The sequence below is a fragment of the Pseudomonas sp. GW822-FHT06B12 genome, from assembly GCF_058799675.1.
This window is the reverse complement of record NZ_JBXALR010000012.1, coordinates 1-14,285: the sequence shown is the minus strand read 5'-3', so window position 1 is coordinate 14,285 and position 14,285 is coordinate 1. Positions and strand designations below refer to the sequence as shown.

Annotated in this window: 10 protein-coding genes; 3 read left to right on the top strand and 7 right to left on the bottom strand. The window is 60.9% G+C overall.

Features of this window, described 5'->3' with window-relative positions; genetic code table 11:
• Positions 1-60: 60 nt before the first annotated feature.
• Positions 61-1,641: a quinohemoprotein amine dehydrogenase subunit alpha gene (peaA, locus tag AC1RKH_RS22980; RefSeq protein WP_493063862.1), complete on the bottom strand. Its 1,581-nt coding sequence runs from the start codon at positions 1,639-1,641 to the stop codon at positions 61-63.
• Positions 1,642-1,955: 314 nt separating this feature from the next.
• Between peaA and AC1RKH_RS22975 the strand changes: the two genes are divergently transcribed.
• Complete coding sequence (locus AC1RKH_RS22975; RefSeq protein WP_493063863.1) at positions 1,956-2,618, top strand: HAD family hydrolase; 663 nt, start codon at positions 1,956-1,958, stop codon at positions 2,616-2,618.
• Between the two features lie 155 nt (positions 2,619-2,773).
• The gene (locus tag AC1RKH_RS22970; protein ID WP_493063864.1) at positions 2,774-4,264 is read left to right on the top strand and encodes an aldehyde dehydrogenase family protein; all 1,491 of its coding nucleotides are present in this window, start codon (positions 2,774-2,776) and stop codon (positions 4,262-4,264) included.
• 123 nt (positions 4,265-4,387) lie between these two features.
• Here AC1RKH_RS22970 and qhpG read toward each other — a convergent pair whose 3' ends face one another.
• The 5 genes from qhpG to AC1RKH_RS22945 form a co-directional block, all read right to left on the bottom strand.
• Entirely contained in the window at positions 4,388-5,683 is a 1,296-nt protein-coding gene (gene qhpG / locus AC1RKH_RS22965) for a flavin-dependent monooxygenase QhpG (protein ID WP_493063865.1), read from the bottom strand.
• Complete coding sequence (gene qhpE / locus AC1RKH_RS22960; RefSeq protein WP_493063866.1) at positions 5,680-6,357, bottom strand: subtilisin-like serine protease QhpE; 678 nt, start codon at positions 6,355-6,357, stop codon at positions 5,680-5,682. The genes qhpG and qhpE overlap by 4 nt, the downstream gene beginning before the upstream one ends.
• Complete coding sequence (locus AC1RKH_RS22955; protein WP_493063867.1) at positions 6,347-8,065, bottom strand: ABC transporter ATP-binding protein; 1,719 nt, start codon at positions 8,063-8,065, stop codon at positions 6,347-6,349. Before AC1RKH_RS22955 ends, qhpE begins: the two co-directional genes overlap by 11 nt.
• Positions 8,065-9,969, bottom strand: coding sequence for a sigma-54-dependent Fis family transcriptional regulator (locus AC1RKH_RS22950; protein WP_493063868.1), 1,905 nt, complete (start codon positions 9,967-9,969; stop codon positions 8,065-8,067). The genes AC1RKH_RS22955 and AC1RKH_RS22950 overlap by 1 nt, the downstream gene beginning before the upstream one ends.
• Before the next feature lie 239 nt (positions 9,970-10,208).
• Positions 10,209-10,964, bottom strand: a complete 756-nt coding sequence (locus tag AC1RKH_RS22945; protein WP_493063869.1) for a class II aldolase/adducin family protein — start codon at positions 10,962-10,964, stop codon at positions 10,209-10,211.
• A 174-nt stretch (positions 10,965-11,138) separates the two neighbouring features.
• On the opposite strand from AC1RKH_RS22945, the gene AC1RKH_RS22940 reads away from it, so the two are divergent.
• Positions 11,139-12,095 carry a LysR family transcriptional regulator gene (locus tag AC1RKH_RS22940; protein ID WP_493063870.1) on the top strand — a complete coding sequence of 319 codons (957 nt, stop codon included), beginning with the start codon at positions 11,139-11,141 and terminating at the stop codon, positions 12,093-12,095.
• 11 nt (positions 12,096-12,106) lie between these two features.
• On the opposite strand, the gene mrdA is transcribed toward AC1RKH_RS22940, so the two are convergent.
• On the bottom strand, positions 12,107-13,999 hold the full coding sequence (gene mrdA / locus AC1RKH_RS22935; RefSeq protein WP_493063871.1) for a penicillin-binding protein 2: 1,893 nt from the start codon (positions 13,997-13,999) through the stop codon (positions 12,107-12,109).
• Positions 14,000-14,285 lie beyond the last annotated feature (286 nt).

Genomic DNA, 14,285 nt, shown 5'->3' with positions numbered 1-14,285 from the left:
CGTTTCACGAGGCCTGCGGTCATTCCGAAAAAGTGTCTGAAGCGGTTGCGTTCAGCCAACTCATGGAATGGGTGGATTGTTCCAGCGTTGCACGGTGACAATCATGTGGCCCTCGCCGGTCAGGGATTTCCCTGCGTCGTCGACGGCGGCGATCACCTTGAGGTTGCCGGCGTTGTTGGTGGACATCTTGCGCGCAGGGTTTGGCCCCGCATCGCCCGGGGTGAACACGCCGCTGTCGGCCTGCATGGTGCCGGCAAACTTGACGTCCTGGTCTTCCTTGGCGCGGTCGTCGAAGGCTTCGACCTTCCACTGCGCCGGGAATACACCGATGCGATACGGCTTGCCATCGGCGCCTTTGCCCCAGGCTTCGGCGTCAAAACGGCCCTGGACTTTCGGCGTCGAACCGCCGCCCTCACCGATCCGCGCCACCGAGAATTCCGGCACCACCTTGACCTCGGCAATCTGGCTGTAGACCGACAGGGTCGGACCTTTCAGGCTGCCAATGCTGACCTCACGCGCCCCAGGTTTGGCATTGACGGCGGCTTTGATTTTGACCTTGATGCGCTCCGGACTTTGCTCCAGCACTTGCGCCACTTCCACACCACTGCCGAAGTTCGGCGTGCCTTGCAGGCCGCTGCCGATCAGGGTGACTTCGGTTTCACTGCCGGCCTTCAGATAACCCGGCTGCACCGCCAGCAAACGGCTGGAGCCTTGTTTGGCGGCGATAAAGTCGAGGCCACGTTCATCGTGCTCGGCGTCGAACATCCGGCCTTGCAGTTCCGTGCCCTTGGCGGCGAACACCTGACGCATGACCACGCCATCGATGGTCACGTTGCCGCGCCATTCATAGCCGCTGTAGAGGATCGCGCTGCCGTCGCCATTGAACGGGCTGCCATCGGCGTATTGGCCTTTGACCGTGACCTTGAACTGATCAAAGCCCGAGGCGCTGACGCTCATGACACCGGCCAGTTCGCCCTTGCCCGGCAAGTGACCGCTGAAGCTCCAGTCCCCCACCAGCGCGTCTGCCTTCGGCGCGGTTTTCTGCCAGGCTCTCCAGGCCGGATTGTCCAGCGGATAGCGCTTGGCCAACAACGGCACCATGTCTTTGCGGGCAATGTCGAACCAGTCGCGGTCGCGGGCCAGCGCCTGGTATTCCAGAGACGGCCATTGGCCGAGGTGGAAGTTCACCAGACGCTCCCACTCCTGGGCCGGCCGCCGTTGCAGGGCCACCCGCGCACCGGAGTGGCAGCGGCCGCACATCTGGCTGGTCTGGTCGTCGAAATGCTCGACAGTGTTGAGTCGGCGCTCCAGCGCGTAACGCACGCCGTCGGTTTCACTCGGTGCCAGGCCTTGGGTATCGGCGAGGTATTTGACCAGCGTGCGGCGATCCTCATCACTGATCTGCAAACCGTGCATGGTCTGCATCCGGGCGATGCTCATCAGCCAGCCTTCGGGGGTTTTGCGCTGGTGGCTGATACGGCTCAAGGCATTGCCGGCTTCAGGGGTATGACAGCCCTGGCAGGTTTCCTTGAGAATGGTTTGGGCGTCACGCGCAGCCATGCTTTGCGGAGCATGCAGGGCGGCACACGCAGCGAGCGCCAGCAGACTGGCGCTCATGCCTGATCGGAGTTTTCTCTTCATCAACGTCGAACCTCGCACGGTGCTTTCTTATTGTTGTGATCTGTTGTTTTTATGGTTTCTGCCGCCAGCGAACCGGTCGCTGGCGGAGGCAAGAGAAACGTCTGCGAAGGAGCAATACACGGAGCGTGCCAGCTTATTAATAGTCTTTAAAATCAGATAATTAGAGATAAGTAGCGACTTTTGATCACAGTTGAAAAACATGAGCGGCGTCTAATATCGCGACAACTGTTGCACTCTGAGACGAGCATAGATGACGCCCTGCGTATACGATGGCCAGCTATCCGCTTAACCGCTTCAGCTACGGGAACTGCGCCATGCTCAATGCTTTGCTCTTCGACCTCGACGGCACCCTGACCGACACCGATGCGCTCCATCTGCTGGCGCTGCAACAGCTGTTGCTGGAGGAGGATGGCCGGGTCTTCAGCAAAGCCGAGTTCGAAGCCCATGTGAGTGGCCAGGCCAACGCCAACATGTGCCGCTACCTGTTCCCGGACCGCTCGGTGGCCGAGCGCGAAGCGTTCGCCGAACGCAAGGAAGTGCGCTTCCGTAAGCTGTCACCGCAACTGACACCGATTGCCGGGCTGCTGCGTTTACTGGATTTCGCCAAGGCTCAAGACATCGGCATCGCCGTGGTGACCAACGCGCCACGGGCCAACGCCGATCACATGCTTGAAGCTCTGGGCCTGCGTGAGCGTTTCGAACATATCGTGGTCGCCGAGGAATTGCCCCGCGCCAAACCCGATCCTCTGCCCTACCTCACCGGCCTCGAACGTTTGCACGCCAGCGCCGGGGTGACCCTGGCGTTCGAAGACTCGATCCCCGGTCTGACGGCGGCGGTGAAAGCCGGGATCTTCACCGTGGGCCTGGTAACCAGCCAACGCCGCGAGACGTTGCTGGCGGCGGGTGCGCATCTGGTGATCGAGGACTTTAACGATCCGCAGTTGTGGGCCGTGATTGATCGCATGTTGAGCCGTTAACGGCTTTGGCTGTCTCACTCACGTCTCAGATTGCGACAGCTCCGCGCGCTTCAGTCAGCTGCTTTTGGCACTGAACCCCGCTAAACACAGCCCTTCGGCAAACTGGCACAACCGTTGCGAAAGACCTCGTCACACGAACAAGACGAGGTTTCACCATGCCGCTCCCTTATCTGCTTCCTGCCGTTTCGGCGTTCATCCAACGCGCGCCGCGCATGCTGATCGGCGCCGACTGGGTCGAGGCCACCGACGGCCAGACCATGCCTTTGCACAACCCGGCGACCGGCGAAGTGCTGTGCGTTGTACCGAAGGCTACGCCAGACGATGTTGATCGCGCCGTGCTCGCCGCACGTCATGCATTCGATGATTCAGCCTGGACCCGAACCCGACCTCGGGAGCGGCAAAACCTGTTGTGGAAACTCGCTGACCTGATGGAGCGCGACGCCGAATTGCTCGCGCAACTGGAATGCCTGAACAACGGCAAGAGTGCGGCGGTGGCGCAGGTCATGGACGTGCAGTTGTCCATCGACTTCCTGCGCTACATGGCCGGTTGGGCAACCAAGATCGAAGGCTCCAGCGTCGAAGTCTCGCTGCCGTTAATGCCGGACGATCAGTTCCACAGCTTTATCCGTCGTGAAGCAGTGGGTGTGGTGGGCGCCATCGTTGCCTGGAACTTCCCGCTGCTGCTGGCCTGCTGGAAACTCGGCCCGGCCCTGGCCACCGGTTGCACCGTGGTGCTGAAACCGGCGGATGAAACGCCGCTGACCGCGCTGAAACTCGCCGAGTTGGTGCTGGAAGCCGGCTACCCGAGCGGGGTGTTCAACGTAGTCACCGGCACTGGCATCACCGCAGGTTCGGCGCTGACCCACAACCCGTTGGTGGACAAACTGACCTTCACCGGCTCCACTGCCGTCGGCAAGCAGATCGGCAAGATCGCCATGGATTCCATGACCCGGGTCACCCTGGAGCTGGGCGGTAAATCGCCGACGATCGTCATGGCCGACGCCAACCTCGGCAGTGCTGCCGCCGGAGCGGCCGGCGCGATTTTCTTCAACCAGGGTCAGGTTTGCTGCGCAGGTTCGCGGCTCTATGTGCAACGCAAGCATTTCGACAATGTGGTGGCCGACATTGCCGGTATTGCCAACGCCATGAAGCTGGGTAACGGCCTGGACCCGAGCGTTGAAATGGGCCCGCTGATTTCGGCGCGCCAGCAGGAGCGGGTCTACAACTACATCGAAATGGGCCGTGAAAGCGGCGCGACCATCGCCTGTGGCGGCGAGCAATTCGGCCCTGGGTTCTTCGTCAAACCGACAGTGATTGTCGACGTCGATCAAAAGCATTCGCTGGTTCAGGAAGAGATCTTCGGCCCGGTGCTGGTGGCGATTCCGTTCGATGACGAAGCCGATGCGCTGCGCATGGCCAATGACAGTCCGTATGGCTTGGGCGCGAGCATCTGGTCCAACGACCTGGCGGCCGTGCACCGGATGATTCCACGGATCAAGTCCGGTTCGGTCTGGGTCAACTGCCACAGCGCTCTCGACCCGGCATTGCCGTTTGGTGGTTACAAGATGTCCGGCGTGGGCCGGGAGATGGGGTATGCGGCGATCGAGCATTACACCGAGTTGAAGTCGGTGTTGATCAAACTGTAATCACTGGCGCTCTCCAGACCGCCATCGCGAGCAAGCTCGCTCCCACGTTGGATCTCTAGCGTTCACCAGATCCCTGTGGGAGCGAGCTTGCTCGCGATGGCGCCAGACCGGTCACCTCAACTGTCAGGGTTTAAACCCCTGCGCAAGCAACCAACTGCGCACCACTCGCCCCTGACCCACCGTCAAACCTGCCAGCGCTTGCTCGGCGGGTTCGGTTTGCAGGCGACGCAGCAACGGCGCCAACTCCACCCCTTGCACGTGCCAGATCCCCAACGGCTGATCCGCCGTGATCACCACTTCGGCCTCGTCGACAAATCCATCGCGCAGTACCGGTGCGCGTTCAACTCTCAGAGACGCGAAGTCTGCGCCTGCGTGAGCAAGCTCCGCATCCGGCCACTGTCGACGCGCCCGCCAGAACGGTTGTTCCGGCCAGCGCAGTTCATCGGCATAAAAATCCCGGCCAATGCGCGCAAACCGCAAAAACAGCTGCTCGACCCGTTGTTGATGAAAACGCTGAGCCAATGCCGCCCGCTCAGGTTTACGCAATAAGGTGTTGATCACCACCGGCGCCTGCAACGCTGAAGACAACGACTGAAAGATGCCGTTGCCTGACAGCGGATCAACCGCCATGGCCGCATCGCCAACCCGAATCCAGTTATCGCCGCACACCTGTGGATTGAGAATCGCCGTGCTGCTGCGGGCATGCAGTTGCAGATCGGTTTCAGCCTGCCCCCCGAAAAAATCGGCGGCCAACGGTGAGCCCTGACGGCGCTGGCGGCAGTAGTCGAGCAACTGCGCTTTGCCCGGCAACTCGGCGCTGGCCACGTCCACGGTCAACTGCCAATAACATTGACCATCGGCCCGTCGCGCCATCCAGGCCCAACCGTCCTGCAGACTTTCCACTGCGCTGGCGGTCCTGCCGGGCGCGCCCTGCCAACGGTTGAGCAGGCTGACCGTCTCCGGTCCGCGCTGTCCTTTGCCAAGCGCTGGCGCCTGACGACCGCGAGCCTCCACCAGAAACCCGGTGAACAACTCACCATGACCTTCGACCTCAACCCGATGGCCTGACGCCTGGGAGTGGACGGCCAGCACTCGGCCTTCAATCAGCTCGACGCCGGCCAGGCGCAAGTCCTCACGCAGGCCTCGATCAAAGCTCGGCCGATCCAGCAGAAACTCGATGTTTTGCGCATGCTGCTGACCGTTCCACGACACCTGCCGCTGCGACGGCAACGCGGCCTCTGCCAGTGCCTGATTCAAACCGGCGCTGCGCAGGGCTTCGAGCACCCGCTGCGAGACGCCTTCGAGCGCGGCAAAACGCCGCCAATCGCTGACCAGCGTTACCGTATAACCCAGCCGGCTCAGCCCCAACGCCACCGCCGCACCCGCAGGCCCGGCGCCGAGAATCAGGATCGCGCTCATGTCCAGACTCGCCGCTCGGGGCCACGATAACGGGCGTTGTCCCGCAGCCATTGAAGAATCTGCGGATTGCTCGCGTCGAGGTGTCCGGCGAGGAAATTGGCGATATGCCCGGTCAACGCCGCGCAACCGAGACTGGCACCGGATTGCCCTGGATAGGTGCCTTGAACGCAGGCGGCAAAGTCGGCCTGCTGACTGTTCAACCACGACCACTCGTGTTCGCCGCAGCGTGCATCGCCGGTCACCCGCAACACCTGCGGGTAACTCGCGGGGTACACGCCCTCACCTTGCGCCGGGCTCGACGCGCACAACAAAACACCACGGGCCAATGCTGCCGAACAGGCTTCACGCAGCAGGCTGCGGTCCTGGCGTAAGCCCAGGCTGAGGTTGATTACCCGCACGTCCTGCGCCACCAGCCAATCGATCGCCGTGGCGATTTGCAAGGCGCTGGTCACCCCACGCTGGTCGAATACTTGCGCCACACAAAAACGCGCCGAGGCAGCACGTCGGCTGATCGCCTCGACGACCGCGCTGCCGTGGCCTAGAGGGTCGTCACGCAGTTCGTCTTCGGCGAGCCCATCCTCGACCAGATAAAACCTTCGCCCGACGCTCACCTGCCCGCGTTGCGCTACGGAATGCCCACTGTCGACCACGCCAATCCGTAGCTCAGGCTTCATGCAACACCTGCACAGGCGTCAGCACACCGTCGAATAATTCAAAGCGCAGATCGGCATCGGCCAGGGTTGAGGGGCGATGGCTGATCAGGATCCGCGTGCGCCCGGTAAACAGTCGGTCGATGGCCTCGATGACTTCCCGCTCTGTGGCCTCGTCGACTGCCGAGGTGGCTTCATCGAGCACCAGAATCAGCGGATCCTGCAACAGCGCACGGGCGATAGCGATCCGCTGTTTCTGCCCGCCGGACAACTGCTGACCACGCTCGCCCAAAGGACTGTCGAGGCCTTCGGGCAGGGACGCGATCAAGCTGTCGAGTTGCGCCAACCGCGCCACTTCGACCACCGCCTCACGGCTGGCGTCCGGCACCGCATACGCGAGGTTATCCGCCAGGCTGCCGCGAAACAGCACGATGTCCTGGCTGACCACGGCAATCCGCCGACGCAACTCGAACAGCTCCAGTTCACGCAGATCGATGCCGTCGAGCAGCACCCGGCCGGACTGCGGGTCGTGGTGCCGTTGCAGCAGGTCGATCAGTGTCGACTTGCCAACCCCGGAGCCGCCGCTCAGGGCAACTTTCAAACCGTAAGGAATACGCGCCTCGATCCCGCGCAAGGTCACCGGGCGGCCAGGATGGCTAAAATGCACCGCCTCGAAACACAGTTCGCCAGAACTCGGCATTGGCTGCGGCGTTACCGGCGTGACGACGCTCGGCTGTTCACCGCGCAGCTCCATGACCCGACCGAGGCTGACGGTCATCCGTTGAATCGCCACATACAACCCGAGCAAGCTCTGCACCGGCCCGACCGCCATCCCCAGATAGGTCGAAAACGCGATCAACGCGCCGAGCTGCCAAGTACCCTGCACCACCCAGTAACCACCAATCAAAAACGCACAGGCCCGCGACAACGAAGTCAGTGTGCCGGGCACTGCTTGGGTGAAAAACTCGGTGACTTGCAGGCGCAGCAACTGGCTCATGTAGCCCTGCCCCAATGTTTCGAGACGCCGCGCTTCGCGTTGCTGCTGGCCGGCGGACTGGATGAATTTCATCACCGGCAGGGTTTCGACCATGAACGAGGACATGTCCGCCGAGCGCTCACGCAACTGCCGTACATCGCGCTCGACCTTGCGCCGCATCCAGCGCAGCCAGAGCACGTCCAGCGGAATCAACACCAACGCCAGCAGCGAGAGTTTCCATGACAGGGTCAGCAACATCGCCACCGAGCAGACCAGACCGATGACACTGGAAACGGCCGAGAACAGCGAGTCGACGGCAAACCGCTGGATCTCCGCGACGTCTCCGTCGAGGCGCGACATCAGGTCGCCGATCCGCCGTTGCCCGTAGAAGCCTGGCGACAAGGTCTGCAAGTGTCGATAAAGGTCATCGCGCAGGGCAAACAGAATGCGCCCCGACAACCGCGTGTGCAGGTAGCGATTGATCCCCGACAACGCGGTACCGAGCAGTCCGGCGACAATCATCAACCCGGCGATCAGCACCAGCATGGAAAAGTTGTGCGCCAATAGCCCATCGTCGATCAGCAACTTGGTCAGCCAGGGCTGCACCAGCACCAGTAACGAGGCGCACACCGACAACCCGAGCAGCCCGGCTATCGCCAGCCGATGCGGGCGCACGAAGCCGTAGAGCCACGCAAGCGCGGCATCCAGTGCCTGGGGGTTATGGCTGTCGACCAGCCTGACTATCAAGCGACGCATCAGTTGCGCAACTGTTTGAGCTTGCGATACAGCGTCGCTCGGCTGATGCCCAGCGCATCGGCGGTGGCCGAAACGTTACCGTGATGGCTGTCGAGGGACTGTCGAATCAGCTCCAGCTCGTTCTCGCGGATACTGCCGGTGGGCAAACGTTCGCTGGCATTCAGCTCATCGAGCATGCTGTCAGGCAGATGATCCAGGCTGAGCACGCTTTCACCAGGCTCGCGCATCGCCAGCGCGGTACGCAGCACCATCTCCAACTGGCGGATGTTGCCCGGCCAGTGGTAACCGGCGAGCAGGTCGCTCAGGTCGTCCTTGAGCTTGACCGTCGGGGCGTCCAGTTTGCCAAGCAAGCGGTTCACCAGCTCGCTGAAGTCATCGCGCTCGCGCAACGCCGGCAGCATCACGCTGATGCCATTGACCCGGTAGAACAGGTCTTCGCGAAAGTGTTTGTCCTCGACCAGACGCTTGAGGTCGCGGTGAGTCGCGCAGATCAGCGCGACGTCGATGTCTTGCTCTTCACCGGCGCCCAGCGGCGCGACCTTGCGGTCCTGCAACACCCGCAACAGGCGCGCTTGCAACGCCAGCGGCATGTCGCCGATTTCATCGAGGAACAACGTGCCGCCATGGGCCTGTTGCAATCGACCGATCATCCCGCCCCGCCGTGAACCGGTGAACGCGCCTTCACGGTAGCCGAACAGTTCCGACTCGATCAGGCCTTCGGGGATCGCTGCACAATTGACCGCGACGAAGGGTTTGTCGCAGCGGCTGCCGGCCATGTGCAATGCCCGGGCGATGACTTCCTTACCAGTGCCGGTTTCCCCCAGCAGCAACACCGGCAACTGATTGGCCAGGCCTTGCCGGGCCATGCGCAATGCACGCGAATACCGCGCATTGCTACCGGCCAGGGATTCGAGATCAGGTTGGGATTTGGTGCTTTTGGCAACGCTGCGCGGCGTGCTGCTGACGTTGATCGAGCGCTGTGGCGCACGCAGGGTTTTGTAGAAAAATTCGCCCTTGGCGGTTTGCAGACTGCCGATCCCGTCTTGTTGCAGACGCGCCAGCAATTGCAGGCCATCAACCCCGAGAAACTCTTCGCAACGACGACCGACCAAGGCTGAGCGCTCGGCATTGAGCAACTGGCAGGCTTGAGCACTGACGGCCAGAATCTGCCCGCCGAGGCTTACCGCCAAGAGCCCTTGCCAAGGCGATTCGAGGTACTGTCGACGGCTGTGGAAGGCCAGGACGATCTGCTCGGGGAAACTTGCGTTGAACACCCGGCTTTCAATCTGACTGACCGCCATCGCCAGCAACGAGGTGCTGTCATGCACCCGACCCAACGGGCCTTCGCGGGTCAGGTCGAGTACACCAAGGATGTCGCCCTGAGGGCAATGAATCGGCACCGAAGTGCAGGAAAAATCGCTGAGACGATCGAGGTAGTGTTCGCCGCAGTCGATCAGTGTTGGCCGGGCTTCCACCAGCGCAGTGCCGAGGGCGTTGGTGCCGCGTACAGCTTCGCTCCAGCAGGCGCCCAGGGTGATGTCTTGCAGGCCACTGCCCTTGAGTCGGTCGGCGCGGCCTTCGACCGCGAGAATGGTCGCGTCGGAATTGGCGAGGATGATCAGCCCTTCCTTGCCCTGACGCGCGGCCAGGTAATCGATGGCCGGCATCGCGGCGTCGATCAGCAAGCGATTGCTCGCCAGCAACACCTCGAGGCTCGCGCTCGATTCCAGCGCCAGCTCATGCTTGCCATTGAAGTGCACGCCATGGCTCAAGCTGCGCCGCCATGAGGCATCGATTTCAGCGCGCAACACCCCGCTGGGGACTTCGCCTTCAAGGTGAAGTTTCTCCCGGGCCAGCCGGGCCTCATGTTGCAGCTCTGGAGTTATTGTTTTTATAAGAGTCATCAAGCGCTCCGGATCGGTCCGCCCAGTCTCTGGCCGGGTCACTTCCAGGCATGCGACGAAGCACGCATGTCATGGGGAAATATCTACCCGGTTCAGATGGCAGTAAAGGGAAGTTTGCCCGATACCTCGGACAGCCCTTCCTTCAAGCAAAACCTGCGCCTTGGGAAATCGGCGCCAGCGCTTATCTTTACGTTAACGTCAAAGGACTGGCAAGTGCCACAGAGCGCCTGACTCGGTGTTCATGAGCAATAGGACTCGCGTTGTGACTCGATCAGGGTCAATGCCGCGGTCCAGGCCAGTTCGATGATGTTCTCGGCATCGTCCTGCTCGAACTGTTCAGCCGTGTGGGTGCAAACCGCTGACGATGGGAAGTTCAGCTCACAACCGCCCGCAAGTGCCTGGACCTGTGCCTGACAGGCGCGCTCCAGGAAGTAAATTTCCTGGAACGCATGGGCCACGCTGGCGCCGCCCACCAACAGCCCGTGATTACGCAGAATCATCGCCTTGTGCGGCCCCAGATCGGCAATCAACCGCTGACGCTCGTCCAGCGACAAGGCGATACCTTCATAGGTGTGATAGGCCAGCTTGCCGTAGAACTTCAGTGCGTGTTGTGTGATCGGCAGCAGGCCTTGCTTCTGCGCAGCCACCGCCATGCCCGCCGCAGTGTGCGTGTGAATCACGCAGTTCAGATCGGCACGCGCCATATGGATAGCCGAATGGATTACGAAGCCCGCGGTATTGACTCGATGATCCGCGTAAGCCGGGTCGACAATTCGGCCCTGCTGGTCGATGCGCACCAGATCCGAGGCGCGCATGCGATCAAAGATCACCCCGTAACGGTTGATCAGGAAGTGATGCTCGGGACCCGGAATCCGCAACGTGATGTGGGTGTCGATCAGGTCAGTCATGCGAAAATGCGCGACCAGCCGATACAGGGCTGCCAACTCGCACCGGGCTTGCCATTCAACAGCGTTCATCTCTTCAGGCTTACTCACAAATCCACCTCTTCTTGTACGTGATGGCGACCTGGCGTTCCTTGGGTGAGCGAAGCGCAGACGCCGATTATCGACAGCACGGTGTGCTTGTGGGCTTTATCGCGGCCGGGCTAGGATTAGTCAATTTTCAAATTCTTAACTTTGCTATTAGCCACTCTAATAGCAGGAACATTTATGCACTCATTCCTCTCCCATTCCAGCCGACGCTTTCTCAATGACCGGCTCGACTGGAACCTCTTGCGCACGTATCTGGTGATCGCCCAGGAAGGCAGCATGAGCCGCGCTGCTGCGCGCCTGCACATCACACAATCGGCGGTGAGCCAGGCGCTCAAGCGTCTCGAAGAGCAACTCGACTGTGTACTGATTGTTCGCAGCGGCCGGCGCTTCGACCTCACCGAAACCGGCGAAGAAGTGCTGCGTATCGCGGCGGATATTTATGGTGATGTTTCCCGTTTGGGGACGGTGCTTGAGAGTCGTCACGATGATGTCGTGGGCAAGGTACGGATTCTTGCCATCAGCGGCATCCAGTCGGCGCATTACGATGAGTTTCTGGCGGACTTCCATGAAAGTCACCCAAACGTCGAGCTGGAAGTCAAGGTGATGGGTAGTTCGGACATCATCAGTTCATTGCTGCAAAAAACGGCGACGGTCGGCGTTGGTTTATGCCGACTGCGCCAGCCTCGGCTGGAGCAACGCGTGTTGTTTCGCGAGCGTTACGGGTACTTCTGTGGGCCGCGTCATCGGCTGTTTGGGCAGGAGAACCTGACGCTGGAACAACTGGTCGCCGAGCACTTCGTCAGCTTCACCAGCGACCAGTTGGGCGGCAATCTTTCACCGCTGACACTGTTTCGCGACCAGCAAGGCTTTACTGGCAAGATCGTCGCATCATCGACCAGTTTCGAAGAGATTCACCGATTGATCTGCGCAGGGTTCGGGATTGGTTGTTTGCCCGTTCACTTGGTACGGCGAGACGTCGAGCAGGGGTTGCTGTGGCGTTTGCCGCCTGCGGAAGGCGTGGCGGATCTGGATATTCAATTGCTCTGGAATCGCGAGCAGAAAATGACTCAGGCCGAAACGGTGTTCCTGGATAGCTTCCAGCACCTGCTCGGCAAGCATGAACAGGTGCTGTAGCTGTTAGCGCTTCAAACGTGAGGATCGTTTGGTGGTTTGCTCGGGCTCGCGTATTGCGGCTTCAGGTGACCGTCCTTGTCCAGCAGCCACGCATCCATGATCTGCCGTACCACGGGACCGGCAACCCGACCGCCGGCCTCGCCGTTCTCGATCATTACTGAAATCACGATCTGCGGATGTTCGGCCGGGGCGAAACCGACGAACAAGGCGTTGTCGCGGTTACGCTCGCGGGTCTTCAAACGGTCGTAGCGTTCACCCTGTTTGATCGCTACCACTTGTGCGGTACCGCTCTTGCCTGCGATCCGGTATTGCGCCCCCACCGCTGCCGCACGAGCGATGCCGCGTGGATCGTGCATGACCATTTGCATGCCGTGGTTGACCTGGTCCCAGTCCCGTGGATTCTTCAGCAGGATGTTGGGCATCGGATGCTCGTCCACCGGCGCCACGCCGTCGATCGTCTTGGCCAGGCGCGGTCGATTCCACACGCCTTTGTTGGCGATCAGAGCGGTCGCCTGAGCCAGTTGCAGCGGCGTCACTTGCATATAGCCCTGACCGATCCCGAGGATCACCGTTTCACCCGGGAACCACGGTTGGCGACGAGTAGCGCGCTTCCAGGCCTGGGATGGCATCAACCCGGCGGACTCTTCGAACATGTCCAGCGAGACCTTCTCGCCGAGGCCGAACATCGCCATGTAATCGTGCAGACGATCGATACCGAGCTTGTGCGCCAGGTCGTAAAAGTAGGTGTCGTTGGAGCGCATGATCGCTGCATCCATGTCGACCCAACCGTCGCCACTGTGATTCCAGTTGCGGTATTTGTGGTCGAAATCCGGCAGTTGGTAGTAACCCGGATCGAAGACCCGAGTGGACGCCGTCACCACGCCGGTGTCGAGCCCGGCAATCGCCACTTCCGGTTTGATCGTCGAGCCCGGCGCGTACAACCCGCGTAATACCCGGTTGAACAGCGGGCGGTCGATGGAGTCATGCAGCGCCGCGTATTCCTTGAAGCTGATGCCGGTGACGAACAGGTTCGGATCGAAGCTCGGTTTGCTGACCATCGCCAGCACTTCACCGGTTGCCGGATCAAGAGCAACCACTGAGCCACGACGGTCGCCCAACGCGTCTTCTGCTGCTTCCTGAAGCTTTACATCGAGGCTGAGCACGATGTTCTTCCCAGGAATCGGGTCCGTGTGCTTGAGCACTCGCAGCACGCGCCCCTGGGCGTTGGTTTCGACCTCTTCGTAGCCGACATGACCATGCAACTCGGACTCGTAGAATTTTTCGATACCGGTCTTGCCGATCGACTGGGTACCGCGGTACTCGACGGTGTCCAGTGCCTTGGATTCTTTCTCGTTGATGCGCCCGACATAACCGATCGAGTGGGCGAAATGCGCGCCCAGCGGGTAGTTGCGAACGAACTGCGGCTCGACGTCGATTCCCGGCAAACGGAACTCGTTCACCGCCAGTACGGCGATCTGCTCTTCAGTCAGCTCGTAGAACAGGGTGACCGGAACAAAGGGATGGCGCGCCTGTTTCATCGCCTTGTCGAACAGCGTGCGGTCTTCAGGAGGTAAATGCAGCAGGCTGACCACCGAATCCAGCTCACCCTTCACATCGGTCGCGCGCTCGCGGGTAATGGTCAGGTTGTAGCTCGGCCGATTGTCGGCCAGCAGCACGCCATTGCGGTCATAGATCAGGCCGCGAGTCGGGGTAATGGGCAGCACATGCACCCGGTTGTTTTCGGAGATCGTCGAGTGATAGTCGAACTCGACCACTTGCAGAACGTACAGGCGCGCAACCAGTGCACAGGTGATGGCAACCACGAACAGCGCGCAAGCCAACAACCGCTTGTTGACCAGACGCGTTTCTGTTTCATGGTCTTTGATCGGGATCGGTTCGGGCATTTCTGCAGCAACTCTTTGACTGGGTTAAACGCCATTCCCTGCGCGTGACATCAGTCCATCAAAAAACGAGCTGCACCATACCAAAAACTGCACGGCCGCTTTAGGACTAATTTCCTGAGTGGCTGTCCTTGACGGCCAAAACGACAGTCGGACGCGCTACGGGCTCACAGTAAAGACACGGCCATGAGCGAAGGTCACTTTCTCGCAGACAAAACAAAACCCCTACCTGCGGTCGCAGATAGGGGTTTCGGAATTTAATCTTGACGATGACCTACTCTCACATGGG

Bases quoted from the DNA above. Each gene is read 5' to 3' on its own strand.
- AC1RKH_RS22950 (WP_493063868.1), bottom strand. From the start codon at position 9,969: ATGACTCTTATAAAAACAATAACTCCAGAGCTGCAACATGAGGCCCGG.
- AC1RKH_RS22940 (WP_493063870.1), top strand. From the start codon at position 11,139: ATGCACTCATTCCTCTCCCATTCCAGCCGACGCTTTCTCAATGACCGG.
- peaA (WP_493063862.1), bottom strand. From the start codon at position 1,641: ATGAAGAGAAAACTCCGATCAGGCATGAGCGCCAGTCTGCTGGCGCTC.
- AC1RKH_RS22955 (WP_493063867.1), bottom strand. From the start codon at position 8,065: ATGCGTCGCTTGATAGTCAGGCTGGTCGACAGCCATAACCCCCAGGCA.
- qhpG (WP_493063865.1), bottom strand. From the start codon at position 5,683: ATGAGCGCGATCCTGATTCTCGGCGCCGGGCCTGCGGGTGCGGCGGTG.
- qhpE (WP_493063866.1), bottom strand. From the start codon at position 6,357: ATGAAGCCTGAGCTACGGATTGGCGTGGTCGACAGTGGGCATTCCGTA.
- AC1RKH_RS22970 (WP_493063864.1), top strand. From the start codon at position 2,774: ATGCCGCTCCCTTATCTGCTTCCTGCCGTTTCGGCGTTCATCCAACGC.
- AC1RKH_RS22975 (WP_493063863.1), top strand. From the start codon at position 1,956: ATGCTCAATGCTTTGCTCTTCGACCTCGACGGCACCCTGACCGACACC.
- mrdA (WP_493063871.1), bottom strand. From the start codon at position 13,999: ATGCCCGAACCGATCCCGATCAAAGACCATGAAACAGAAACGCGTCTG.